General features: G+C 64.1%; 22 protein-coding genes, 1 tRNA gene and 1 riboswitch. Of the genes, 7 read left to right on the forward strand and 16 right to left on the reverse strand.

All coding sequences use genetic code 11. From position 1 onward, the window contains the following. The first annotated feature begins 156 nt into the window (after positions 1-156). A complete protein-coding gene (locus OKW35_RS29645; RefSeq protein WP_026226031.1) occupies positions 157-984 on the forward strand; it encodes a ferritin-like domain-containing protein in 828 nt (275 codons plus the stop codon). A gap of 138 nt (positions 985-1,122) precedes the next feature. Then, entirely contained in the window at positions 1,123-1,656 is a 534-nt protein-coding gene (locus OKW35_RS29650; RefSeq protein ID WP_090801778.1) for a hypothetical protein, read from the forward strand. A gap of 59 nt (positions 1,657-1,715) precedes the next feature. On the opposite strand, the gene OKW35_RS29655 is transcribed toward OKW35_RS29650, so the two are convergent. The 4 genes from OKW35_RS29655 to OKW35_RS29670 all read right to left on the reverse strand — a co-directional run bounded on the left by OKW35_RS29655 (position 1,716) and on the right by OKW35_RS29670 (position 6,328). Beyond that, the gene (locus OKW35_RS29655; RefSeq protein ID WP_429553933.1) at positions 1,716-3,296 is read right to left on the reverse strand and encodes a DEAD/DEAH box helicase; all 1,581 of its coding nucleotides are present in this window, start codon (positions 3,294-3,296) and stop codon (positions 1,716-1,718) included. Positions 3,297-3,520: 224 nt separating this feature from the next. Further along, positions 3,521-4,141 carry a PAQR family membrane homeostasis protein TrhA gene (gene trhA / locus OKW35_RS29660; RefSeq protein ID WP_035471054.1) on the reverse strand — a complete coding sequence of 207 codons (621 nt, stop codon included), beginning with the start codon at positions 4,139-4,141 and terminating at the stop codon, positions 3,521-3,523. A 132-nt stretch (positions 4,142-4,273) separates the two neighbouring features. Continuing rightward, a complete protein-coding gene (locus tag OKW35_RS29665; protein ID WP_429553934.1) occupies positions 4,274-5,575 on the reverse strand; it encodes a c-type cytochrome in 1,302 nt (433 codons plus the stop codon). A 21-nt stretch (positions 5,576-5,596) separates the two neighbouring features. After that, on the reverse strand, positions 5,597-6,328 hold the full coding sequence (locus OKW35_RS29670) for a c-type cytochrome (RefSeq protein ID WP_429356121.1): 732 nt from the start codon (positions 6,326-6,328) through the stop codon (positions 5,597-5,599). Between the two features lie 394 nt (positions 6,329-6,722). On the opposite strand from OKW35_RS29670, the gene copC reads away from it, so the two are divergent. Together copC and OKW35_RS29680 are read left to right on the forward strand one after the other, a co-directional pair. Further along, the gene (gene copC, locus OKW35_RS29675; RefSeq protein ID WP_184022972.1) at positions 6,723-7,100 is read left to right on the forward strand and encodes a copper homeostasis periplasmic binding protein CopC; all 378 of its coding nucleotides are present in this window, start codon (positions 6,723-6,725) and stop codon (positions 7,098-7,100) included. Next, positions 7,097-8,026 carry a CopD family protein gene (locus OKW35_RS29680; RefSeq protein WP_429404471.1) on the forward strand — a complete coding sequence of 310 codons (930 nt, stop codon included), beginning with the start codon at positions 7,097-7,099 and terminating at the stop codon, positions 8,024-8,026. Before copC ends, OKW35_RS29680 begins: the two co-directional genes overlap by 4 nt. 135 nt (positions 8,027-8,161) lie before the next feature. Here the strand turns inward: OKW35_RS29680 and OKW35_RS29685 are convergent, their stop codons facing one another. Beyond that, positions 8,162-8,464, reverse strand: a complete 303-nt coding sequence (locus OKW35_RS29685) for a hypothetical protein (protein WP_184006488.1) — start codon at positions 8,462-8,464, stop codon at positions 8,162-8,164. Between the two features lie 247 nt (positions 8,465-8,711). Next, entirely contained in the window at positions 8,712-9,860 is a 1,149-nt protein-coding gene (gene dgoD, locus OKW35_RS29690) for a galactonate dehydratase (RefSeq protein WP_090801766.1), read from the reverse strand. Positions 9,861-10,032: 172 nt separating this feature from the next. Between dgoD and OKW35_RS29695 the strand changes: the two genes are divergently transcribed. Then, entirely contained in the window at positions 10,033-10,746 is a 714-nt protein-coding gene (locus OKW35_RS29695) for a FadR/GntR family transcriptional regulator (protein ID WP_090801764.1), read from the forward strand. 23 nt (positions 10,747-10,769) lie between these two features. Here OKW35_RS29695 and OKW35_RS29700 read toward each other — a convergent pair whose 3' ends face one another. Next, positions 10,770-12,239, reverse strand: a complete 1,470-nt coding sequence (locus tag OKW35_RS29700) for a DHA2 family efflux MFS transporter permease subunit (protein ID WP_429555100.1) — start codon at positions 12,237-12,239, stop codon at positions 10,770-10,772. Positions 12,240-12,444: 205 nt separating this feature from the next. On the opposite strand from OKW35_RS29700, the gene OKW35_RS29705 reads away from it, so the two are divergent. After that, the gene (locus tag OKW35_RS29705) at positions 12,445-12,888 is read left to right on the forward strand and encodes a MarR family winged helix-turn-helix transcriptional regulator (RefSeq protein WP_184050828.1); all 444 of its coding nucleotides are present in this window, start codon (positions 12,445-12,447) and stop codon (positions 12,886-12,888) included. 76 nt (positions 12,889-12,964) lie between these two features. Here OKW35_RS29705 and OKW35_RS29710 read toward each other — a convergent pair whose 3' ends face one another. The 8 genes from OKW35_RS29710 to OKW35_RS29745 form a co-directional block, all read right to left on the reverse strand. Further along, positions 12,965-13,303: a hypothetical protein gene (locus OKW35_RS29710; protein WP_429553935.1), complete on the reverse strand. Its 339-nt coding sequence runs from the start codon at positions 13,301-13,303 to the stop codon at positions 12,965-12,967. Between the two features lie 114 nt (positions 13,304-13,417). Beyond that, positions 13,418-15,250, reverse strand: a complete 1,833-nt coding sequence (gene atzF, locus OKW35_RS29715) for an allophanate hydrolase (protein ID WP_429553936.1) — start codon at positions 15,248-15,250, stop codon at positions 13,418-13,420. A 17-nt stretch (positions 15,251-15,267) separates the two neighbouring features. Then, the gene (uca, locus tag OKW35_RS29720; protein ID WP_429553937.1) at positions 15,268-18,867 is read right to left on the reverse strand and encodes an urea carboxylase; all 3,600 of its coding nucleotides are present in this window, start codon (positions 18,865-18,867) and stop codon (positions 15,268-15,270) included. A 172-nt stretch (positions 18,868-19,039) separates the two neighbouring features. After that, entirely contained in the window at positions 19,040-19,681 is a 642-nt protein-coding gene (locus OKW35_RS29725) for an urea amidolyase associated protein UAAP2 (RefSeq protein ID WP_184022979.1), read from the reverse strand. 15 nt (positions 19,682-19,696) lie between these two features. Beyond that, positions 19,697-20,413, reverse strand: coding sequence for an urea amidolyase associated protein UAAP1 (locus tag OKW35_RS29730; protein ID WP_429553938.1), 717 nt, complete (start codon positions 20,411-20,413; stop codon positions 19,697-19,699). A gap of 13 nt (positions 20,414-20,426) precedes the next feature. After that, the gene (locus tag OKW35_RS29735; RefSeq protein ID WP_187609934.1) at positions 20,427-21,218 is read right to left on the reverse strand and encodes an ABC transporter ATP-binding protein; all 792 of its coding nucleotides are present in this window, start codon (positions 21,216-21,218) and stop codon (positions 20,427-20,429) included. Continuing rightward, entirely contained in the window at positions 21,215-22,027 is an 813-nt protein-coding gene (locus OKW35_RS29740; RefSeq protein WP_429553939.1) for an ABC transporter permease, read from the reverse strand. The genes OKW35_RS29735 and OKW35_RS29740 overlap by 4 nt, the downstream gene beginning before the upstream one ends. Positions 22,028-22,102: 75 nt before the next feature. Continuing rightward, entirely contained in the window at positions 22,103-23,173 is a 1,071-nt protein-coding gene (locus OKW35_RS29745; RefSeq protein WP_429553940.1) for a putative urea ABC transporter substrate-binding protein, read from the reverse strand. A gap of 57 nt (positions 23,174-23,230) precedes the next feature. Then, positions 23,231-23,330: riboswitch (guanidine-I (ykkC/yxkD leader) on the reverse strand. 299 nt (positions 23,331-23,629) lie between these two features. Here OKW35_RS29745 and OKW35_RS29750 point away from each other — a divergent pair. Further along, a complete protein-coding gene (locus tag OKW35_RS29750) occupies positions 23,630-24,841 on the forward strand; it encodes an MFS transporter (RefSeq protein ID WP_429553941.1) in 1,212 nt (403 codons plus the stop codon). 182 nt (positions 24,842-25,023) lie between these two features. Here the strand turns inward: OKW35_RS29750 and OKW35_RS29755 are convergent. Next, positions 25,024-25,100 (reverse strand) — tRNA-Met (locus tag OKW35_RS29755). Positions 25,101-25,129 lie beyond the last annotated feature (29 nt).

A 25,129-nucleotide genomic window follows, 5' to 3' on the forward strand; every position in this document is an offset into this window, starting at 1 on the left:
GTGATCTGCATGGTCGGATATCTCCGGCTAAGATGCAGAGTACAAGGGCCCAACTCTAATTCACGGCGTTGTATCCGACACGCAGAAACATCACGGCGAGCGCGGTGGCAGTTGCGAAGAACTCCACGGGTCGGTACAGCATGGGAGCAAGACACGATGCACACAGAGCTGAACCATGTCATGCCCTGGCGGATCGAAGACATCGATCTGACGCGCATTGACCGTCAGAAGGCCGCGGCCAACGAGGACCTGCTGCTGTTGCTGTGCGCGGCTTCGTTCATCGAAAGCGGCACCGATCTCTACACCAGCAATCTGAGTACGTTTTTCAACGACGACCCCGAGGTCTCGGCCTGGCTCAACCACGAGTGGGAGCCCGAGGAAATGCAGCACGGCCGGGCGCTGAAGACCTATATCGCGTATGTATGGCCCGAGTTCGACTGGGACACCGCGTTCCGCAATTTCATGGGCGAGTATTCGCTCACGTGCTCGGTCGAGGATTTCGAAAAGACCCGCGCGCTGGAGATGGTCGCGCGTTGCGTAGTCGAAACGGGTACCGCGACGCTGTACCGCGCGATCAACGAGTGCTCGGACGAAGCGGTCCTCAAGCAGATCACCGACAACATCCGCACCGACGAGGTCCGTCACTACAAGCACTTTTTCAGGTACTTCAAGAAGTACAACCGGATCGAGGGCAACGGTAGGCTCGCGGTGCTGGGCGCGCTGATGCGTCGCGTGATGGAAATCAAGAACGAAGATTCGGAGATCGCGTTGCGGCACGTGTTCGCGATTCGCTATCCGGAGCGCGTGCACGACTCCGCGTATAACCGCGAGCGCGCGGCGCGCATCAACAAGCTGGTGCGCCGCAATCTGTCCGCCGACATGTGCGTGAAGATGCTGCTCAAGCCGCTCGATCTGCCGGCGCGCATTCAGCCGGGCGTGCATTATCCGCTCGCGAAGATCACGCAGCACGTATTCTTTCGCTGAGCTATCGATCATTGCGCGAGGCATCGGCTGAATGCAGCTGCAACGACCTGACGAAGCGAACCGCAGCCCGCTCATGCGGGCTTTGGTTTTTCCGAGGCATGATGGAGCTCTACCGACTACTTCGACTGGATCGATGGCATGAGCGCTTCCTCCTCCGCATCTACGTCCGCGCGTCCGCTCGAACAGATCGTGTTCGACGAATGGCCGGCCAACGTGCGCGCGTTGTTCGACGGTTCGTCGCTTGCGGACAAGCTGGGCTTCACCGCGTCGCTACTGAGCGTCGATGCGAACGGCCACGTGCGCACATCTCTGCTGAGCGTCGGCGAACTCTATGCGCCCGACTCGCGCACGCTGTGCATCGCGCTATGGCCGCAGGCGCGCGCGACGCGCGCGATCGCGCAAAGCGGGCGCGCGGCGCTGAGCTTCGTCTGCGATGCGGCGTTCTATCAGGTGCAGTTGCGTGTCGCGCCGCTGCCCGGTGTTGCTGGCGACGACAGCGGCCTCGTCTATCTGCTCGGCTCGATCGACACAGCGGAAGCGCAAAGCGTCCGTTATGCGCGCCTCACGGGCGGCATCACGTTCGAATTGCAAGGAGAGGGGAGTGTGGTGCTCGAGCGATGGGAACGGCAGGTCGAGCATTTGAAGCAGGCTGCCGCCGCGAGCAGCCGTTAGTCTTCGAGCAGGGAAGCGCTAACGGCTGATGCGCGGGCAGCCTTCAGGCCGCGCGACGCTTAACGGCCACGGGCGCCGTTGCGCGACGGTTGCGCACCACGCGGCGCATCGTTGCGCTTCGCGCCGCCGCCGAGCAACGCGCCCGGATTGCCGTTGTGCGAACGATTGCCCTGCGGCTTGCGCGGCGCATGGTGCGCGGGAGCGCCATCATGCGCGGCGGTACGCGGCCGATCGTCGTGACGCTGCGTATCGCGACGCGGCTGATTGCCATTGCCGGCCGGCTTCGCACCTTGTGGCCGCGGCGTGGGCTGAGCGTTCGACGCAGGCTGGCCCGAACGCTGACCCGTGCCTTGTCCCGAACGCTGACCGGAGCCTTGAGCCGGCTTGGCCGGTGCGCCACCACCAGCACCGCCGTCACGACGCACCGCGCCTTGTCCCTGACGCGGCGAGCGCCCGCCGCCGCCCTGCCCGCGTCGCAGGATCGGCTCCGGCTTCGCGGTCGGGTCCGGCTCGAAACCGGCGATCACTTCCTGCGGGACCGGACGCTTGATCAGCTTCTCGATGTCCTTCAGCAACTGCAGTTCATCGACGCATACGAGCGACACCGCCTCGCCGGTCGCACCCGCGCGACCCGTGCGGCCGATGCGGTGCACGTAGTCTTCCGGCACGTTCGGCAGATCGAAGTTGACCACGTGCGGCAACTGATCGATATCGATGCCGCGTGCGGCGATGTCGGTCGCCACCAGCACCTGCAGCGTACCGTCCTTGAACTCGGCGAGCGCGCGCGTGCGTGCCGACTGGCTCTTGTTGCCGTGAATCGCGAGCGCGCTGATGTCGTCCTTCGCCAGCTGCTCGGCGAGGCGATTCGCGCCGTGCTTGGTGCGCGTGAACACGAGCACCTGGAACCAGCTGTGCTGACGGATCAGATGCGTGAGCAACTCGCGCTTGCGGTCGCGATCGACCGGGTGAATCTTCTGCGCGACCGTTTCGGCCGTCGTGTTGCGGCGCGCGACTTCGATCAGCGCCGGCGAGTCGAGCAGGCCATCGGCGAGTGTCTTGATCTCGTCGGAGAAGGTCGCCGAGAACAGCAGGTTCTGGCGCTTCGGCGGCAGCTTCGCGAGCACGCGCTTGATGTCGTGGATGAAGCCCATGTCCAGCATGCGGTCGGCTTCGTCGAGCACGAGGATCTCGAGATGCGACAGGTCGATGGTCTTCTGCTGCATGTGATCGAGCAGACGGCCCGGCGTCGCGACGACGATATCGATGCCGCGCCTGAGCGCATCGATCTGCGGATTGATGCCGACGCCGCCGAACATCACGGTCGACTTCAGCTTCAGATACTTGCCGTAGGCGCGCACGCTTTCTTCGACCTGCGCGGCGAGTTCGCGAGTCGGCGTGAGGATCAGCGCGCGCACCACGCGCTTGCCGCCGGCGGCCGGCGGCATCGAATTCAGGCGCTGCAGGATCGGCAGCGTGAAGCCGGCGGTCTTGCCGGTGCCGGTTTGCGCGCCGGCGAGCAGATCGCCGCCGTTGAGCACGGCCGGGATCGCCTGAGTCTGGATCGGAGTCGGGCTGGTGTAGCCGAGTTCATTGACAGCGCGGACCAGCGGTTCGGACAAGCCGAGGGAATCAAAAGACATAAAAGCTCTTTGCAATGCAGTGTCGCGAACGGCCCCGCTGGGCCCAAAGGACCCCAACGCGGAAAAACCAGCGCGGCATCGACACGCCCGCATGGGTGTTCGAGGCCGAGGCCCGGTTCCGTTCACGGAGAAATCGGCGGCACGCTCACAGATGTGCCGAATGTTTCAACGCGCTATGCAGACACGTCGACTGGCCTTAAGTTGCAATTCGTCGCCGTGGAATGTCACGCGACATAGCGCGCGACACTGACGAATTGACACAGACTGCCCGCCAGTACGAACAGGTGCCAGATACCATGTCCGTGGCGGATGCGCTCGTCGTTGATGAAGAAATAGATGCCGACGCTATAGATGACGCCGCCGGCCACGAGCCACGCGGTCCCCGCGGCCGGCAACGCCTGCACCAGCGGGTGGACGGCTACGAGCGCGAGCCATCCCATCAACACATACAGCACCATCGACACGCTGCGGGTGCGTCGCCCGAGCGTGAGTTCCTGCACGATGCCGAGGGCAGCGAGCCCCCAGCTCACGCCGAATAACGACCAGCCCCACGGTCCACGCAACGTGACGAGCGTGAACGGCGTGTAGCTGCCGGCGATCAGCAGGTAGATCGCCGAATGATCGCATTTCTGCAGAATCGCCTTCAGACGCGGATGGCTGACGCTGTGATACAGCGTCGAGATCGCGTACAGCACGAACAGCATCGCACCATATACGGCGAAGCTGACGACCTTGTACGCGTCGCCGGCGAGCGCGCCCATCGTGACGAGCGCCGCCAGCCCCACCACCGACAGCACGGCGCCGACGAGATGGGTGATGCTGTTCAAACGCTCACCGAAGGGCACAACTCTTTCCTCCTGCACGGTCCCACGAGGGCAACCTCCAACACAAATAGCCCTACATCATACCGGTCCTGAAAAAACGAAGGGCGCGGCCGCGAATTTCGCAGGCCGCGCCCGGGGTGCGTCGAACCCTGCTTAGTCGAGCGGCGCCGAACGCAAGTCGGCCACTTGCTGCGGCGACACGGCCGTGCCGTGGTTGCCCCAGGACATACGGATGTACGTCACGACCGCTGCGACTTCCTGATTCGACAGAGCCTGCGCGAACGGCGGCATGCCATACGGATGCGGGTTCCCTTCCGTGCTCGGCGGATAACCACCGTTCAGCACCATGCGGATCGGGTTGACCGCGGACGGCATCTGGATCGACTGGTTGTTCGCGAGCGGCGGGAATGCCGGCGGCCGGCCGAGACCGTTATCCTCGTGGCACTTCGCGCAGTTGTCAGCGTAGATCTTCTGACCTTGCTTCAACAGTTCGCCGCCGAACTTTTCCGAGGTTTCGAGCTGCAGCGGTTCCGGTGCTTCGCTCTTCTGCGGAATCGTCTTCAGGTACGTCGCCATCGCGTTGATGTCTTCGGTCGACAGATACTGCAGGCTGTTGTGAACCACTTCGGCCATCGGACCGAACACCGCACCGCGGCTCGACACGCCGGTCTTGAGCAGGTCGGCGATGTCCTTGAGGTCCCAGTCGCCGAGCCCGGCTTCGCGGTTCGACGTCAGCGACGGCGCATACCAGTTCTGCAGCGGAATCAGGCCGCCCGCGAACGCGGCCGAGTTGACCGGGGCGCCCATCGCATTGATCGACGTGTGGCACATGCCGCAGTGACCAAGGCCTTCGACCAGATACGCACCGCGGTTCCATTCGACCGACTTGGTCGGATCCGGCTTGAACTCGCCTTCACGGAAGAACAGCGTGCGCCAGCCGATCAGCATGTTGCGCTGGTTGAACGGGAATTTCAGTTCGTGCGGACGGCTCGGCACGTTGACCGGCGCGACCGAGCGCAGATATGCGTAGATCGCGTCGGAGTCGGCGCGCGTGACCTTCGTGTAGCTCGTGAACGGGAAGCCCGGATAGAGCAGGCTGCCATCTTTCGAGCGGCCTGTGTGCATCGCGCGATAGAAGTCGTCCTGGGTCCACTTGCCGATGCCGTACTGGTCGTCCGGCGTGATGTTCGGCGTGAACATCGTGCCGAACGGCGTGGCCATCGGCAGGCCGCCCGCGAACGGCTGGCCGCCGCGCACCGTGTGGCAGGCGATACAGTCGCCGGCGCGGGCGAGATACTCGCCCTTCTTGATCAGGTCGGCCTGGTCCGCGGGCGTTGCCGCCACGGCTGCGCCGCTGCTATGCAGACGGTCGCCGCCCGACCACAGGACGGGAATGAGTGCGGCGGCCGCGACCACGACGACTGCCGAGAGGGCGAACAAAGACTTGTGTTTCATTTGAATGTCTCTCCCGGCGCCTTATTGCGGTTCGCTGCCGCAGGCAAGCGGAGTCTTCAAGGAGCGGGCCGGAGCCGGCACGGGGTTTTGCGGAGCCTGCTGCGTGGAAAGCCAGGCCGCGACGGCGTTCACGTCTTCGTCGCTGAGGCGCGTGGCGATGGTGTGCATGCAGTCCGGCGCGATCGCGTGACGCGTGCCCGAGCGCCATGAACCGAGCTGCGCGCTGATGTAGTCGGCGTGCAGACCGACGAGACCCGGAATTGCCGGTTCCATACCGGTCAGTGCCTTGCCGTGGCAAGCCGCGCAAGCGGGCACCTGCTTCGATGCATCACCGTGCAGCACGATCTGCTCACCGCGCGCGAGCGTGGCGGCCGAGACGGTCGGCTTGGCCGGCGTCGGATACGGCGGGCGTTGTTGCGAGAAGAAGGTGGCGATCTGATGCAGGTAGTCGTCGGAGAGATACGTGACGAGGTAGTTCATCGGCGGGTACCTGCGGCGCCCTTCACGGAAGTTCTGCAACTGATTGAACAGATATTCCGCCGGCTTGCCCGCGAGGCGCGGGAAGTAGTCGTTGTCGGTACCTTGCCCATGCGAGCCGTGGCAGGCCGTGCAGCCTTGCACGCGCGCTTCCATCGTGTCGGGGGCCTTCGGTTGAGTCTGCGCTTTCGCTGCGCTATAGACACCCGCGGTGCCGATCAACAGAAGGGCAAGCAACGGGCGGAAGAGGCGTCTTGAAGACACGCGTAACTCCATCGGAATCGGGGACCTGACCGAACTTCGGGCGGCTCGGTGTGAAGGACAGCCGTCGCTGCGGCGACGCAGCATTCTATCATCGAAGGGTAATCGTGACTATTTGCCGCATTAGAGACGGTTCCAGGTGTGACAGCCATGCGACAGTATGTCGCGTTATGCCGGTTTCGGACTTTGGTTGCGTCACGGATCGTGGTCGACGTCTTTGCCTCAAAAATAATCACGGCGCCGTCGCTGCAAGCGTGATGCCGCGTGACGCATTCGATCAAGCCAGGTTGAACCGATCCCCGCGCGCGCCATCGAAGCGTACACTTCCGGGCTCGCCGGCCGTCGTGCAGACGATGCGCCTCGCCGGCCCGCCTATGTTCCGTTCGTTCTCATCCGCTATCGGCCTTACATGAAGCTATTCGATTTCTCCTCGTCGACGCTGCGAGCGTTGATGTCCGGCGCGGTGGCGCTGGCCATGTCGTCCACCGCGTTCGCGCATGCGCATCTGATCTCGAGCGTGCCGGCCGCGAACGCCGACGCCGTCGCGCCTACCGACCTGACGATCCATTTCACCGAGCCGCTCGAGCCCGCATTCAGCAAGATCACACTCGCCGATGCAAACGGCAAGCCCGCGACGCCGGGCGCGTCGACGGTCGATAGCGCGGACGCCCGCGTGATGCACCTCGCGCTGCCTCAGTTGACGAGCGGCCGCTATGCGGTGCACTGGATCGCGGTGGCCACCGACGGCCATCGTACCCATGGCGACTTCGCGTTCAACGTCAAATGAACTTCGACGGACTGTGGATCGGGCAGGTCGCAATGGCCACGCTCATGAACGTCTCGTTCGGCTTCGCCGTCGGCTCGGCGCTACTCGGCGCATGGCTCGCGAGGGACGGGCTCCAGCGCACTTCACCGGCGCGTCCGGGCTGGATGCGCGCGCAACGCTCGATGCTCGCGGCCACCATCGTGCTGGTGCTCGCGGATCTCGGCTGGCTCCTGTATCAGGCGGCGTCGATGAGCGGTGTCGGGTTGTCCGCGGCGTTCGGCGTGGTGCCGACGGTGCTGACGCAAACGCATGTCGGCTATGGCTGGAGCGTCGCGTTCGGCGGCGCGCTGGTGCTGCTCGGCACCGCGCTGAGCCATGGCACGGGCATGCTGCGCAATACGCTGCTGTGGCTCGCGGTGCTCGCGATCGCGGCGGGTAAGGCGTCGCTCGGTCACGCGGCCGATGCCGGCGTGGTCTCGGCCGCGATCGGCATGCAGACGCTGCACGTGCTCGCAACGAGCGTATGGGGCGGACTCGCGATGGCCTCCGGCCTGGCGGTGCTGCCGGCGCTCGGGGCATCCACCGCGCGGGGCATGCTGATCCGCACGGCGACCCAGGTGTCGAACGTGACGATCGTCGCGGTCGCGTTGGTGTTGCTGTCGGGCGTCTTCAATGCGGTGCGCGACTCGGGCAGTTCGTTCGAAGCGATTCAGGCGAGCACGTGGGGTCATGTGCTGACGTTGAAGCTCGTGCTGGTCGCGCTCGCGCTGGTGCTCGGCGCGCTGAACCGCACATCGGCGCTGCCACGCCTGCGTCGCACCGCGTCGACGATGGATGCGCACACCTTCGTCAACGTGATGTATCTGGAAGCGCTCGTGATGATCGGCGTGTTCGTCGTCGCGGCCGCGTTGTCACACACCGTGCCGGCGTTCGCTGCGCTCGGTTGAACGCGCGGCGCGGCATAGGCGATTGACCAATCGGCGATGGATGCGCGACGGCCGCGTGCGTCCATCGTGCGTCAGTTCTACGACAGCACCCGCGGATGCGCGCCGCGTAAAAAAGCGCCGCACTGCGAAGCCCGCTTACTCGAAGCCGAGGCGATGACCGAGAATCGGCGCGCAGAACAACGCGATCGCGCAGCCCGCGGCCTTGCCTTCGAGTTCGGCGCCGGCCGCGTGCGAGCCGACCATCTGCGTGAGCAGATCGAAGACCTGCGGCAGGCAGTACAGCACCGCCGCGGCGATAAAGCATTTGCCGACTACCGAGATGTTCCATCCGCGCTCGTACGCGAGCATCGCGCCGATGATGCGCAGCACGCCGAACGCAACCAGCGCGCCGACCGCCGCCTGTTCGCGGATCAGATAGTCAGGAAGGAATTCGCCCATGATGCTCCTCGCTGCATGCGTTGTTGGCATGCATTTCAGCAAGGAGCAGGCCATACGTATGTCCGATACCGAACAAACGTCGCGAAAGCCAGGCGGGATAAGGCTCGGCGGGGAGTGATGCAGGTCGGGGCGGCAGCGCTCGAACGCCGGTTCGAGCCGGCTGGTCCGGGAAGTTACGTTACTGCGACGGCCCGCGCGTCATGTGGCCCGCCGGCGGCGTTCCGCCTGCTTCGCCCAGGTGTTCAGATCACCATTCGGCGACGCTGCCGTCCGCGTGACGCCACACCGGATTGCGCCAGCGGTGACCGACCTTCGCCATCTCGCGCACTTTCTCTTCGTTGACCTCGATGCCGAGTCCGGGGCCCTGCGGAATCGACACGAAGCCGTCTTCGTACTTGAAGACTTGCGGATTCTTGATGTAATCGAGCAGGTCATTGCCCTGGTTGTAGTGGATGCCGAGGCTCTGTTCCTGGATGAACGCGTTGTAGCTGACCGCGTCGATCTGCAGGCAGGTTGCGAGCGCGATCGGGCCGAGCGGGCAATGCAGCGCGAGCGCGACGTCGTAGGCTTCCGCCATCGCGGCGATCTTGCGGCACTCGGTGATGCCGCCCGCGTGCGACGCGTCCGGCTGGATGATGTCGACGTAGCCGCCCGACAGGATGTGCTTGAAGTCCCAGCGCGAATAGAGACGCTCGCCGAGCGCGATCGGCGTGTTGGTCTGATTGACGATGTCGCGCAGCGCCTCGGCGTTTTCCGACAGCACCGGCTCTTCGATGAACAGCAGCTTGTACGGGTCGAGTTCCTTGGCGAGCACCTTCGCCATCGGCTTATGCACGCGGCCGTGGAAGTCCACGCCGATTCCGATGTTCGGCCCGACCGCCTCGCGCACCGCCGCGACGTTGTTGATCACGCCTTGCACCTTGTCGAAGGTGTCGATGATCTGCAGCTCTTCCGAGCCGTTCATCTTGACGGCCTTGAAGCCGCGCTCGACCACCGCGCGTGCGTTGTTCGCGACATCGCTCGGACGGTCGCCGCCGATCCACGAGTACACCTTGATTTTGTCGCGCACCTGGCCGCCGAGCAGCGCATGCACCGGTACGCCGTGATGCTTGCCCTTGATGTCCCACAGCGCCTGATCGACGCCGGCGATCGCGCTCATCGTGATCGGGCCGCCGCGATAGAAGCCCGCGCGGTACATCACCTGCCAGTGATCCTCGATCAACAGCGGGTCCTTGCCGATCAGATAATCGGACAGCTCCTCGACGGCCGCGGCGACCGTATGCGCGCGGCCTTCCACCACCGGCTCGCCCCAACCGACGATGCCCTCGTCGGTCTCGATCTTGAGGAAGCACCAGCGCGGCGGGACGATAAAGGTTTCGAGCTTGGTGATTTTCATGGTGTGTGTCTCCGGTGTCGATCGAAGTTGGCGCTTACTCCGAACCCATGCAAAGCAGGTCTGCGGGCATGCAAAATTTCGGGGAATTCCATGCTACAACAAAACTGCATTAAAATACTATTAATAGTACTATTTGTCACATAGTGGTGAGATCTGCCGACTTACCGCCGCGTTGCGCGACGGGATCATCAACCGCGAGGAGAAAACCATTACGCACGATCTGCACGGGCGAGTCGCCCAACTGCTGGCGACCGCGATTCTGCGCGGCGACTATGCGCCGGAGTCGATCCTGCCTCGTGAAGCCGAGTTAATGGAGATGTTCGGCGTGAGCCGCACGGTGCTGCGCGAGGCGCTGCGCACGTTGACGTCGAAAGGGCTGATCGAATCGCGGCCGCGCGTGGGTACGCGCGTGCGGGTCAAGTCCGCGTGGAATCTGCTCGATGCCGATCTGCTCGACTGGTATTCACGCGTCGCCGAGCCGATGGCGTTCGCGCTCAAGCTGCAGGAAATGCGCGAGATGATCGAGCCTTATGCCGCCGGCCTCGCGGCCGCCGCGCACACCGACGACACGTTGGGTGCGCTTGCGGCCGCGCATACCGCGATGGTGGCGGCGCGCAACGTCGACGAATGGGTGCGCGCGGATCTGCAGTTCCACCTGCGCGTGCTCACCGCGTGCAGCAACGAACTGCTGATCCCGCTTGGCGCGCTGATCGAGCGCACGCTCGAGGCACAATTGCGGCTCAATGCGAAACGCGCCGATGTGTTCAACGCGTCGCTCGCCGAGCACACGGCGGTGTTCGAGGCGATCCGCGCCCGCGATGCCGCCGCGGCGTATGCGGCGATGGCGTCATTGCTCGGCGTGACGCGCGGGCGAATCGAAGGCTGAGGCGGACGTCGGCGCATTCGGTCTCAATCCATCGCCGCATGCGCGATCGACGCATCCGGTGCCTTGTGCGACGGCCGGATCAGCAGCAACAGCGGGATGACCAGCAGCGTCGCCACGAACATCAGCTTGAAGTCGTTCAGATACGCGACCATCGCCGCCTGCTGCGTGATCGACGCGTTCAGCGCCGCGATCTCATAGTTCGAGCCGCTGTTGAGCATCGACTGGAGCGCCGGATTGAACGCGGTGACGTTCGCAGCGAGGTCCGCGTGCGAGATCTGCGTGTTGCGCGTCATCAGCGTCTGCACGATCGAAATGCCGATACTGCTGCCGATGTTGCGCATCAGGCTATAAGTCGCGGTGCCGTCCGCGCGCAGCTCCGGCGACAGCGTCGAGAACGTCAGCGTGGACAGCGGCACGAACACGAGGCCGAGTCCGAAGCCCTGGATCACGCCGGGCCACACGATGTCCGATGCCGACAGCACGATCGTGTACTGCATCATCTGCCACAGCGCGAACGCCGATATCAGGAAACCGCAGAGCAGCAACAGCCGCGCGTCGACGCGCTTGAGCAGCCGGCCGGCGATCAGCATCGCGACCATCGTGCCGGCGCCGCTCGGTGCGGTGACGAGGCCCGTGGTCGCGACCGGATAGCCCATCAGGTTTTGCAGCATCGGCGGCAGCAGCGCACGGGTCGCGTACATCACCGCGCCGATCACGAAGATGAACAACGTGCCGGTCGCGAAGTTCGGGTCTTTCAGCAACTTGTACTTGAAAAACGAGCGCTCGCCGATCGTCGCCGTGTGCACGAGAAAAAACGCGAAGCTGATTGCCGCGACGAGCGCCTCGATCACGATCTCGGTCGACGAAAACCAGTCGAGCTGCTCGCCGCGATCGAGCATCGCCTGCAATGCGCCGATCGCGAGGCCGAGCGTGATGAAGCCGAACGCGTCGAACTTCACGTCGTGTTTCGGCTCGCGCGTCGGCAGGAAGCTCGCGACGCCGAACAGCGCGATCGCGCCGATCGGCACGTTGATGAAGAACACCCAGCGCCAGTTGTAGCTATCGGTGAGCCAGCCGCCGAGCGTCGGACCGAGGATCGGCCCGACCATCACGCCCATGCCCCACACGGCCATCGCCTGGCCCTGCTTTTCGCGCGGGTTGATGTCGAGCAGGATCGACTGCGACAGCGGCACCAGCGACGCGCCGAAGATCCCTTGCAACAGACGCGACACGACGATCTGCGACAGCGTCTCGGAGAGTCCGCACAACGCGGAAGACACGGTGAAGCCGCCGATCGCGATCAGCAGCAGCCGCTTCACGCTGAGGCGATCCGCCAGCCAGCCGGTGAGCGGCGTGGCGATCGCGGCGGCGACGATATAGGAGGTCAGCACCCACGTGATCTCGTCCTGCGACGCGGACAGCGTGCCTTGCATATGCGGCAGCGCCACGTTGGCGATCGTGCTGTCGAGCGTCTGGATCAGCGTCGCGAGCATGATCGAGATCGTGATCATCGGCCGGTTGAGCAGCTCAGTGGCGCTCGTCGACGTGGAGGCGGAAGACATGAATGGTGGGGAGGGTCGAAATAGTAAGCATGCTTAGTATATCGTCAATACGGGTTGGCGCTATCGGGAGTTGTGCTGAGGATAGAACGCACACGCAGTCGCGCTGTACGCCGAAGTGCTTCCGTATAATCCGCGCATGAAAACCCAATTCGAAGAGCGCTTCGGCTTTCTGATCTACGACGTCGGCCGGCTGGCGGGCAAGCGGTTCGACGATCTCGCGAGGTCGTCGGTCGATCTGACGCGCGCGCAGTGTCGCGTGCTGGCCTATCTCGGCCACTACGGCGACATCAATCAGGCCCGGCTGGCGGATCTGCTCGAGGTCGCGCCGATCTCGGCGGGCCGGCTGCTCGACCGGATGGAGGAGGGCGGCTGGATCGAGCGGACCGCGAATCCGCAGGATCGCCGCGAGCGCCAGGTGCGCATGACGCCGAAGGCTGAGCGCACGCTCGGCAAGGCGCGCAAGGTCGGCGACGAGGTCGCGCTCGAAGCGCTCAATGGTTTCAGCGATGAAGAAGCGGCGCAGTTGATCGCGCTGCTGCAGCGGGTGCGCGGCAATCTGAGCCGGCTCGTGGATCGCTGAAGCGTCGCGATGTTGGCGCGACGCCGAAGTCTTTCGCGCGAGCCGGGGTTAGGTTGAGCTCGCGCTTCAAATCACGTTATCTGGATTCCGACGCCGGCGTGGCGCCGCTCGGCGGTACCAGCTCGTAACAGCCCGGCGCCACCGACGTTTTTGCTTTTGCATCCGGTTGCTGCGGATCGATGCATTTGAACGCGCTCTGATCGCGCTGCACGAAGATCGTGTCGGCGGGACCGTTGTTGACCACGGCGACGATCTTGTAGCCGTCCTGCAGCAGCGTCGCGAGCATGGTGGAACTGGCGCGCCATTGACTGTCGGCGGTGCTCGGCGTTTGAGCTTGTGTGATGAGGGCGGCGGTCGTGCCGGCGAGCGTGAGCGCAGCGGTGGTTGCGGCGAGCGCGACGGTGCGGAGCGTCATTAAGGAACCTCTCGAAGTTGCGACGGAATTGCGGAAGGAAGCCGGAGGTGCCAACCAAACCCGCGGCGCTTCACTGCCCATACCCTGCGACGCCGCCGCTCATCGTTCGTTCCATCAGAAACTCGCGCAATGCTCGCTGGCAAGCCATGCTCGCCATCCGCCAAACTCCGAGATATCGGTTCCCGACTGCACGCCATACGGCTCGCAGAGGAAACCGGTAACCCACGAACCGTCGACGAGTTCGACCTTCCCCAGAACCAGCGGAGACGGAACGGTCGAAATAAACGAGCCGAACTCCGCGCTGGGCATTTCCCACACTTCGACAGCAATTTTTGCGCCGCCATCGGTGACGCGCCACAGGCCTGGACGCCTCGTGCCGTCCGCCGACGCAGGCAGCGCCGACAACCGGTATTGCGGGGCAGTCTGAGTGGCCTGCAAGAGCCGCGCGCGTCGGGCAAGCAGATCGCGGTTGAGGGGCAAACCTTGCATGTGTGCGCCGCAGACCGCGATCCGCATGCGATCGTGGCTCGCCGCGCATCGTTCGCCGCGCGGCTCCGGCTCGACGGTTAGACCTCCGACGCAGTGCACGCCGCTCTTTCGTTGCAGCAGGTCGGCCACACCCAACAGATACTGGTCGGTGAACGCGCGGCCAAAGACGGTCACGCCCCAGGGCAGACCATTCTTCATGAAACCGGTCGGCGCAGCGACGGCGGCATAGTCCAGCAGATTCATGAAGTTCGTGTAATAGCCGAGCAGGGAGTTCGGACCAATGGGGTCGCGCTCCAACTCGTCGAGCGTCACGGCACGCGGATACGTCGGCGTCAGAACGAAATCGAGTGAATCGATCGACGCATCGCAGAGGGCCTTCAATTCCTGCAAGCGGTACTGCGCGCGAAACAGTTCGACCGCGCTCGCGCCGGGTGCCTTCGCCAACACATCGCGAATGACGGGCAAAACCGCAGCGGGTTTCTCCGTCATCAACTCGCCCGCCACGCTATAACGCTCGGCCACCCACGGCCCCTGATAGAGCAGATTGGCGGTTTCGACAAACGGCGTGAAGTCGATTTCGACAGCTTCACCACCTGCTTCTTCGAGCAACGCGCGCACCTTCGCGAACAGCCCGGGGCTCTCGGAACAGCCGGCGAATTCCAGTTGCGCCGGCACGCCGAACTTGAACGCCGTGGGCTCGCCAAACGCGCGTGCCGTATTCCATTGCGGATTCGCGCGGCTGTATGCATCGCGAGGATCGGGGTGCGCGCTCAACGCAAGCAACTCGCTCGCTTCTTTCGCCGTCGCCGTGAAGAACGTGACGCAATCGAGCGTGCGGCACGCGGGCACCACACCCGCGGTGGACAGCAGGCCTTTAGTCGGCTTGAGACCGACGAGATTGTTCAGCGCGGCAGGCACGCGACCGGAACCGGCCGTGTCGGTCCCGAGCGCGAAACTGGCGACGCCGAGCGCGACCGCGAGTGACGACCCCGCGCTCGAGCCGCCCGACGGATAGTCGGGATGCACGCTATTGCGACACTTGCCATACGGGGACCGGGTGCCGTTCAGACCGGTCGCAAACTGGTCGAGATTGGCTTTGCCGAGCGGCACCGCGCCGAGCGCGATCAATTGCGCAACGACGCTCGCCGATCGCGACGGCGTGTACGCGAACGCGGGGCACGCGGCGGTCGTCTGAATGCCGGCGAGATCGATGTTGTCCTTGATCACGAACGGAACGCCATAGAGCGGCAGGCTTTCGACGTCCTGGGTGTCGAGCCAGTCGAGGTAGGGCGCGACTTCATCTTCGGTCAGAAGATGGATGAACAGATTGAACGATGGATTGAGCGCCGCAGCTTTTTCGAGCAGTTCCGCGACGAGCCTGCGCGGCGTGAGCGTTCCATCACGGTATGCGGAGCGAAGTGTCGGGAGGCGAAGATCGAATGACGAGAATGAAGACATGGTTTGCGTCCAGATAATTAGTGACGTTCGACGACGGCGACGCGTTGCCCCGCGCGCACGGGCGAACCCGGCGCCACGTAGATCTCGCCGACCGTTCCGGCGCACGGCGCACACACTGAGATTTCCATCTTCATCGACTCGATGATGAGCAGCACGTCGCCCGCGTCGACCGCGTCGCCGGTTTTCACCTTGACTTGCCAGAGGCTGCCGGCGATCTCGCTGTCCACGGCGACTTCGCCGTCGTGAAGCGGAGCTAACTGAGTGTCTTCGGTGACCGGCGTCTCGAACGTGACTTCCGAGGTGCCCGCTTCACGCCACCGCTCGCGCTCGGCCTGGAAGGCCGCCTGCTGTCTTGAACGGAACTGCTCGATGCTGGCGGATTCGCTAGCGAGAAACGCCTGATAGTCCCGCAACGAAAGCTCGGACTCTTCAATCCGCAACGGAAAACGCCCAAGCGGAAAGTCCGCGCGGATGCGCAACAGTTCGTCGGCCGATACTTCGTAGAAACGAATCTGGTCGAAGAAGCGCAGCAAATAATGCTGTCCGGCGAAATCCGCGACTTCGCGGTAGCGATTCCACATCTGCAACGTGCGGCCGACGAATTGATAGCCGCCAGGCCCTTCCATGCCATACACGCACAGATACGCGCCGCCGATGCCGACCGAGTTCTCCGCGGTCCACGTACGGGCCGGGTTGTATTTCGTCGTGACCAGCCGGTGACGAGGGTCGAGCGGTGTCGCGACGGGTGCGCCGAGGTACACGTCGCCGAGGCCCATCACCAGATAGCTCGCATCGAAGACGATTTGCCTGACCGCGTCGATGGAGTCGAGGTCGTTGATGCGGCGAATGAATTCGAGGTTGCTCGGGCACCACGGCGCGTTCTTGCGCACGGTGGTCATATATTTTTCGATCGCGAGCTGGCACGCGGGGTCGTCCCATGACAGCGGCAGATGAACGACCCGCGACGGCACGCGCAGATCCTTCTGCAACAGGACCTCGTCCCACGCCCGCGCGACGATGTCGAGCAACCTGGCGAGCGGCAGATCCTCGGGCCGGTAGTGGATCTGCAGCGAACGGATGCCCGGCGTGAGATCGATGACGCCAGTCAGATGCTGCGCTTCGAGGGACTGCATCAGCGCATGTCCGCGAAACCGTGCCACGAGGTCGAGCTCTGCTGGACCGATTTCGAGCAGCAGATGTGTGTCGCCGGATACACGTGCGACGAGTCTGTCGCGGTCCGCCCCGGTATCGAGCACGATCGGCGACGTCAGCGATGCTCTTCGTTCGCTCGGCGCACCCGGTGCAATCTCGAGGCTCTCCAGTTCCCGACGACGCTCACGCGCAGCCTCACGCGCTTGTTCGACTTCGACGGGCGCGAAGCGGATCTTGTCGCCTGCTTTCAACTGGCCGATCTGCCAGAGGTCCGCCTCGATGATCGTCACCGGACAGACGAAGCCGCCGAGACTCGGGCCGTCGGGTCCGAGAATCACGGGCATGTCGCCGGTGAAGTCGACGGCGCCGACCGCGTACGGATTGTCGTGAATGTTCGACGGATGCAGTCCAGCCTCGCCGCCGTCCTCGCGCGCCCACTCGGGTTTTGGTCCGATCAGGCGCACGCCGGTACGGCTGGAGTTGAAGTGAACCTCCCACTCGGTGTCGAGCAGCTGCGCGATATAGCGGGCGCTGAAGTATTCGGGTGCGCCGTGCGGGCCATAGATCACGCGAACGGTGCGCACGCCGTCGAGCGTCGGCGCGTCGACGAGCGCCGCGCCGGCCTGCGCATCGCCGAGCGGATAAAGATGCAGCACGTCGCCCGCGCGGATCGCGCGGCCGCCATGTCCGCCGAACTGGCCGAGCGTAAAGGTGCTGCGGCTGCCGAGATACAGTGCGACGTCGAAGCCGCCGCGCACGCACAGATAAGCGCGCGCGCCCGCGCCGCGTATCGTGCCGAGCGCAAGCGTCGAACCCGCCGGCACATGGAGGCTCGTGTTCAGCGGCTGAGCGACATCGTCGAGCAGCACCGGAACCTGCGCGCCGGTGATGGCGACCACGGCATCCGTGTTGAAGCGCAGCGTCGGCCCGCTCATCGTGACTTCGAGAGCGGCGGCGTCGGCCGCATTGCCGAGCAGGCGATTGCCGAGCCGCATCGCCCGGTCATCCATCGGCCCCGACGGCGGGATGCCGACTGCCCAGTAGCCCAGGCGGCCGGGATAGTCCTGCACCGTCGTCTGCGTGCCGCCGCTGACGACTTCGACCGTGCTGGCCCGATACCTGAGCCCTTCGAGACATCGAGTCCACGGTTCGCCCGACGCAAACGGCCGGTCGCGCAGAATCTGGCGCAGATAGTCGCGATTCGTCTCGACGCCGTAGAGTCGGGTGTTGCGCAGCGCAGCGTCGAGCGCATCGCGCGCTTCATCGCGAGTCGGCGACCACGCGATCACTTTCGCGAGCATCGGGTCGAAGTACGGCGGCACTTCGCAACCGGCCTCGATCCATGTATCGATGCGCAATGCGCGCCCGTCGGCATTGGGGAACGCGACCTCGGTCAAGAGGCCCGGACTCGGTTTGAAATCACGCCCCGGATCTTCCGCGTAGAGTCGCGCCTGGATCGCGTGCCCTCGCGGCGTTAGACTCGCCGCCAGGTCCTTCAGCGGCGCGAGCGTGCCGGCCGCCAGCTCGATCATCCAACGCACGAGGTCGACGCCCCACACCTGTTCGGTGACGCCGTGCTCGACCTGCAGACGCGTATTGACTTCGAGGAAGTAGAACTGTTCGGCGGCGCTGTCGTACACGAATTCGACGGTGCCGGCGGAGCGATAGTCGACGGCTTTCGCGAGCTTGACCGCTGCCTCGCAGAGCGCGGCCTGAATGCCGTCCGGCAGGCAGGGGGCGGGCGTTTCCTCGAGCACCTTCTGATTGCGCCGCTGCACCGAGCAGTCACGCACGCCAAGCGCGAGCGCGTCGCCTTTGCCATCGCCGAATACCTGCACTTCCAGATGCCGCGCCCGTTCGATGTACTTCTCCAGAAACACGCCGGCATCGCTGAAATTGTTTTCGCCGAGACGCTTCACGGCATCGAAATGGGCGCCGAGTTCGTCGGCGTTCCAGCACACCCGCATGCCGATGCCGCCGCCGCCCGCGGTGCTCTTCAGCATCACCGGATAGCCGATGGCCTGTGCCGCCGCGAGCGCCGCCGGCAAGTCCGCGAGCAGCCCGGTGCCTTCGAGCATCGGCACCCCCTCGTTGGCCGCGATTTCGCGGGCCGTGTGCTTGAGGCCGAACGCGCGAAGCTGCGCGGGTGTCGGTCCGATGAACGCGATGCCGGCCGCTTCGCAGGCTTCGCCGAACGCCGCGTTCTCCGATAAGAAGCCGTAGCCGGGATGGATCGCCTGCACGCCTTCGCGACGCGCAATCGCGAGGATCTTGGCCACGTCGAGATAAGTCAGCGCGGCCGGACCCTCGCCGAGCGCATGCGCGACAGGCGCTTCGCTGACGTGGCGGCTCGCTCGGTCGGCTTCCGCATAGATGGCGACGCCGGTGACGTCGAGTTCGCGCAACGTCCTGAGAATGCGGCACGCGATAGCGCCGCGATTGGCGATCAGAATCTTCTCGAACATGGAAGGTGTGTTGATTCGAAGGCGGGCCGTCCCGCCGTGGGAATGGCCGGCCGTGGTCGTCCACGGCCGAAGTCGCGTCAGCGATGCGTCTGGATCAGTTCTTCGCGCGTACGGCTGAAGTACCGGCCCGAGCGAACCAGCATGAGGAGAAAAAGCCAGTGGCGGATGCGCTTCAATTCCATATCAGCAGCTCCGCGGGCGTCGGGTTGTAGGCGTTGCACGGATTGTTCAGCTGCGGGCAGTTGGAGATCAGTACGATCACGTCCATCTCCGCGCGCAATTCGACGTATTTGCCCGGCGCGGAAATGCCGTCTTCGAAGCTGAGCCCGCCCGTGGCCGTGACCGGCACGTTCATGAAGAAGTTGACGTTCGCGCCGATGTCCTGCTTCGACAGGCGGCCGTCGTGAGCGCAGGCACGCAGGAAGTTGTCGCGGCAGCTGTGCATGTAGCGCTTCTCCAGTGCGTAACGCACCGTGTTGCTCTCCTGCGCGCAGGCGCCGCCGAGCGTATCGTGGCGGCCGCACGTGTCGGCGACGATCGTCAGCATCGGCTTGCCGAGGTTCGAGTACAGCACCGAGCCCGTCGTCAGGTAGAGGCTCTTTTGCCGGCGCAACGTGCGTTGCGGGTCGAAGCGCTCGCGCGGATCGGCGAGGCTGTAGAACAGCGTGTCGACCGCCTGGTTGCCTTCGAGATCGACGATGCGCAGCGTTTGCCCGGCCTTCACCTCGTGAAGCCACGGCTCGCCGGCGGCGAGTGTCTCGCGATAGACCGCGGTTTCCGGACGTTTGTCGCTGACGATAAGCGTGCTGGTCATAAGCGTGGCCTTCGCTCAAAGAAAGAAGCGTTCTGTGTTGATGAAACCGCGTGCGTTCTCTTCGCATGCGGTGCGGCACACTTCGGCGACCTCGGGCCGCGCGTCGCTCAACTCGAGCTTGACGGGCCTCGGCGCGTACTCGGGGTTCGGGTCGAGCGGGTGCTGGATCGCGGTGAGCACGACGAGCGTGTTCATCGGTGCGTAGAGCTCGACGTAGTTGCCGGCTTTTGAGTTTCCTGGCACGAAACTGAGAACGCCGTCGTCGCTGACATCGACACGGCTGAACAGATTGAGCGTCATCAGCAGGTCAGTGATGCCGAGTCCCCACTTGCCCATTTCGACGAGCAGGTTGTCCGTGCCGTTGCGATAGAACGCGTTGCGCAGCTCCTGGTAGCGGCCCGCGCCGTATCGTTCGCGAACCTCGTCGGCATTCGACACACCGCCGATGCTGTCGTGCCAGCCACAGGTATCCGCGACGATCGCGGCAAGCACGCGGCCCATGTCGGAGTACAGGCAGTGCCCGACCGTGAGCCTGGCCGTGTGCTGGCACTTCAACGAATCCGGCAGATTGAGCCGTTCGCTCTTTTCCGTCGCGTTGACCATCATCACGCTGACGTTCGCACGGCCGCGCAGGTCGGTAATGCGCAGTGATCGACCACGCTTGACGATCAGCGACGTATGGCCGCCGCCTGGGACGGTTTCTTCAAGCAATAAGGTCGTATCTGAGTTCATACCTGAGTTCCCTTCAGTCGGAGACCAGTTCGATATGCGATGCGCCTCGCACGGCAGCCTCGGCGATCTGCACGGCGGACATGGAATCGCGGCTACGGTCGAGCGCAATGTTGTAGGTGATGCGCGCGCCATAGGCGCCCGGCGCCTGCGGGTCGACGCGCACCTTGTCGAAAACCAGCACGCGGCTTCCCAACGTGAAGCCTTCTTTCAGGTCATGCGTGACCATGAAGATCGTGAGCTTCGCTTCGCGCCACAGGTCGGAGAGCAGCTCATGCATGTCCTTGCGGATGCCGGGGTCGAGCGCGCCGAACGGTTCGTCGAGCAGCAGCACGCGAGGCTTCATCATCAGCGCCTGCGCGATCGCGAGGCGTTGCTGCATGCCGCCCGACAGCTGCTGCGGAAACTTGTTCAACGCAGCGCCCAGCCCGACGCGCTCGAGCATGGCCGCTGCCTCGTCTCGCGCCGCGCGCCGACGGGCACCGAATAGCCGGCCGGTGAACTTCGCCTGTGGAAGCTCCAGCCCCAGCATCACATTGCGCAACACGCTCAGATGGTCGAACACCGAGTAGCGTTGAAACACGACGCCGCGATGCCGGTCCGGTTCGCCGGGCAGCGGCTTGCCGTCCAGCAGGATCTCGCCGCGCGTCGCGCGCTCCTGACCCAGCAGCAGGCGCAGAAACGTCGACTTGCCGCAGCCGGACGCGCCGACCATCGAACAGAACTCGCCTTCCTTGACGGTCAGATTCAAACGCTCGAGCACGACCTGGTCGCCGTACTCTTTCCAGACGTTGCGGACTTCGATCATCGCGCGCCTCCGTACCACGGGAAGCACCATTGCGTGATCCGGCGCAGCAGCTCGTCGGTGAGCCATGCGAGCAGCGTGATCCACGCGACGTACGGCAGGATCAGATCCATCGACAGATAGCGGCGCACGAGAAAGATGCGGTAGCCGAGGCCATCGGTCGACGCGATCGCTTCGGCGGCGATCAGAAAGAGCCACGCCGCGCCGAGAGAAAGACGCGTCGCCGCCAGCAGGCGCGGCAGCAGTTGCGGCAGCACCAGACGCAGAATCAGCGTCCAGCTGGTGGCGCCGAGCGTCTGCGCCTTGACCCACAGCTCGGCCGGAATCTCGCGGGCGCGAGCATGCAGATCGCGAATGATCACCGGCGTGATGCCGACGACGATCAGCACGACCTTCGACAACTCGTCGAGCCCGAACACGATGAACAGGACCGGCAGCACCGCCAGCGGCGGCACCATTGAGATCACGGTGATGAATGGCGACAGCGTCGCGCTGACGAGCGGCAACGAACCGGTCGCGATCGCGGCCACCAGTGCGATCACGGCACTGACGACAAGGCCGATGCCGAGCCGCCGCAAGCTCGACAGCGTGTCGGTCCACAACAGATACTCGCCGGTGCGCTTGTCCTCGGTGAAGGCGGCCGACCTCACCGCGTCGCTCATTTGCGCCGCGCTCGGCAGCAGCTTGTCATCGGGATTGAGCGAGAGTCGCATCGAGGACCCGGTGAAGTAGACCGCGAACAGCACGACGAACGGCAGCAGAAGCAGCATCAAGCCGCCGATCCGGCTCGGATGTCGATTGATGAGTCGCATGGTGAGCGCCTGGTTGGAAAGCTGGGATGCGAGCCCGCGATAGCGAGCCCCCGGCGAGTGCCTGGACGGTCCGTGTCAGAGCTTGCCCGCGGCCGCCATCGCGACGTAGGTCGGATCGAAACGCAGCTTGACGTTGTTCTTGTTGCCGACCACGACGCCCTTGTCGAACGCCATGCCGACCGCGTCCGCGCTCTTCGCGTCCTGTCCGAGCAGGCCGTGATCGAAAGAGAACTTCGCGACGCGCGTCATGATCTTCGGCATGTCGGCGCTGGTGACGAAGTCGAGCGCGGCTTGCGGCGAATAGAAGAGGGCGGTCGTCGCCAGTTGGCCCTTGAAGTTGGCGAGATCGGTGCCCGAGGCCTTCGCCATCGCGCTCAGCGCGGACGTGCTGGCCGCGGAGTCCGTGTGCATCAGCGCGACCATTTCGAACCATGCACCGGTCAGCGCTTTGCCGAGGGCGGGGTTCTGCTGCAACGTCTTCGTGTTGACGACCATCATGTCCATGATTTCGCCGGGGATCTTGCTGGAGTCGAAGACTTCGCTGACGTTCGGCTGCGCCTTCAGATCGGCGAGCATCGGATTCCAGGTGACCGCGTTGTGAACCGTGGGGGTCGCGAATGCGCCCGAGATGTCGGCATCCGAGGTGTTCACGACCTTGAGGTCGCGCTCGCTCATGTGAGCGCTTTCGAGCGCGCGTGCGAGCAGGTAGTGGGAGACGGAAAACTGCACGAGGTTGACCTGCTGCCCCTTCAGGTCGGCGATCTGCTTGCCCTTGCCCTTCATCAGCACGCCGTCGTTGCCGTTCGAATAGTCGCTGACGATCAGGGCCGTCGAATCCACGCCGCCGGAGGCGGGAATCGTGAGCGCGTCCATGTTGGTCATCGCGCAGCCGTCGAACTTGCCGGCCGTGTACTGATTGATGGACTCGACGTAGTCGTTCAGCTGCACGACGTCGACATTGATGCCGTATTTCCTGGCCCATTTGGACACGATGCCCTGGGTTTTCGCCTCACCCCACGGCATCCAGCCGGCGTAGATGGTCCAGCAGACCTTGAAGTCGTTGCGGCCCGCGGCGAACGCGGGGCTCGAGGCGAAGGTGGCGAGGGAGACGGCGGCAATGCCAAGACAGCGAACGAGCTTGAACATGGGTTGACCTCGGAGGGGACGGTTAGCGACGGCAGGGAGCAGCGCAAACATCGCGTTCTCTCCCGGGCTTTTGTCCCGCCGTGTAACCTCGCCTGAGGTCGACAGCTCTCGGACCAGCACCTGCGTGAAGCAGGCCGGAACCCTAGCCGTCCATTTCCAGATTGTCTGTCGAACCGGAGGTTGCGCCGGCTCCTTGCGCGCTCTTTAAAGCGGGAAGTGTGCCAGGGGCCATACCGCGGGTTGGTCGTTAGCTTTGTGCGGCGAAGGGCAAGTTTTTGCCCTGGGGCGGGGAAGGTGTGCACTGATGTGTGTCAGGGAGTGCACTCGATTCGGGCGTGAGAGGACGGGTATCCGACTCAGCGATGCCAGACAAGATGCAACGGTCGTAGCGGGCTGCCTTGGTGCTCGCATGCGTCCGCGCCGTTCGAACCTGTTATTTGATGCCATCCCTATCGAATGCGAAACGAACCACAAGTCAATGTCGTCCGGCAGATTCCACGCAGTGTGTGGGTTCTAGGATGCGTGAGTCTTTTCATGGACATCTCTTCCGAAATCATCCACAGCCTGCTGCCGATGTTTCTGCTGGCAAGCCTTGGCGCCGGCGCCGGCACGATTGGGCTCATCGAGGGCATTGCGGAGGCCACGGCCCAGATGGTCAAGGTGTTTTCGGGAACGCTGAGTGACTACCTCGGCAACCGAAAGTGGCTCGCCGTAGCAGGGTATTCGCTCGGCGCAATGAGCAAGCCGCTTTTTGCCATTGCGTCGTCGGTTGGAGTCGTGGTGACGGCGCGCGTCATTGACCGTGTCGGCAAGGGCATTCGCGGTGCGCCTCGCGATGCACTCATCGCGGATGTCACGCCGCAGCACCTGCGTGGCGCGGCCTTCGGCCTGCGCCAGTCGCTCGATACGGTCGGTGCGTTCCTCGGACCGCTGCTGGCCGTTCTCATCATGCTGATATGGGCGGATAATTTTCGGCTTGCCTTCTGGCTTGCCGTCATTCCCGGTGTGCTCGCGGTCGCGCTGTTGACGTTTGGTATCACGGAGCCTGAGCACGAGCCTCGCGCCAAAAGAAGCAATCCTGTGCGGTGGCAGAGTCTCAGGGAGCTTGGTTTGGACTACTGGTGGGTCGTAGGGATAGGCGCCGTTTTTGCGTTGGCGCGATTCAGCGAGGCTTTTCTGGTGCTTCGTGCGATGGGCAGCGGCGTACCGATTGCGCTCGTTCCGCTCGTCATGGTGGCAATGAATGTCGTCTACGCGCTGTCCGCTTATCCGTTCGGGAAGCTCGCGGACACGATGCGGCATACGCGGCTGCTGATAGGTGGTCTGATCGTGTTGATTGGCGCCGACCTCGTGCTTGCACACGGCACCGTCTGGAGCATAGTCGTCGTAGGCGTAGCGCTGTGGGGGCTGCACATGGGGATGACGCAAGGCCTGCTCGCTACGATGGTCGCGCACACGGCACCAGCGCATCTGCGCGGGACTGCGTTCGGTTTCTTCAATCTGTTGAGCGGCATCGTGACGCTGGTTTCGAGCGTTATCGCAGGCCAGTTGTGGGAACGTCTGGGCGCAGCCACGACCTTTTATGCGGGCGCAGCCTTCGGTCTGATGACCGTGGTGCTGCTGCTCTTTCACCCGACACCGGCTCAATCTCTTCACGACCTGAGCTAACGTGGCATAGCCGGGGTATCCGTCTGGAAAATGCGCGCATTGTTGCCGCTATTTCCCCAACGTTGAGTGGTGTGTCGCTGCGTCTGCCTGAACTCGGATGCTCATCGGTCGTCAGGCTTCGTGGCAGCGTTTCAAAACAAAAAAGCCGCTGTCCTTGTGGGACAGCGGCTTTTTCTTGAAGCTGGTGGCGAATCAGGGACTCGAACCCCGGACCTGCGGATTATGATTCCGTCGCTCTAACCGACTGAGCTAATTCGCCGAAAGAAGCGAGATTATGCTGGGGCCACC

The organism is Paraburkholderia sp. MM5477-R1 (assembly GCF_050436385.1).
GTDB classification, from domain to species: Bacteria; Pseudomonadota; Gammaproteobacteria; order Burkholderiales; family Burkholderiaceae; genus Paraburkholderia; species Paraburkholderia tuberum.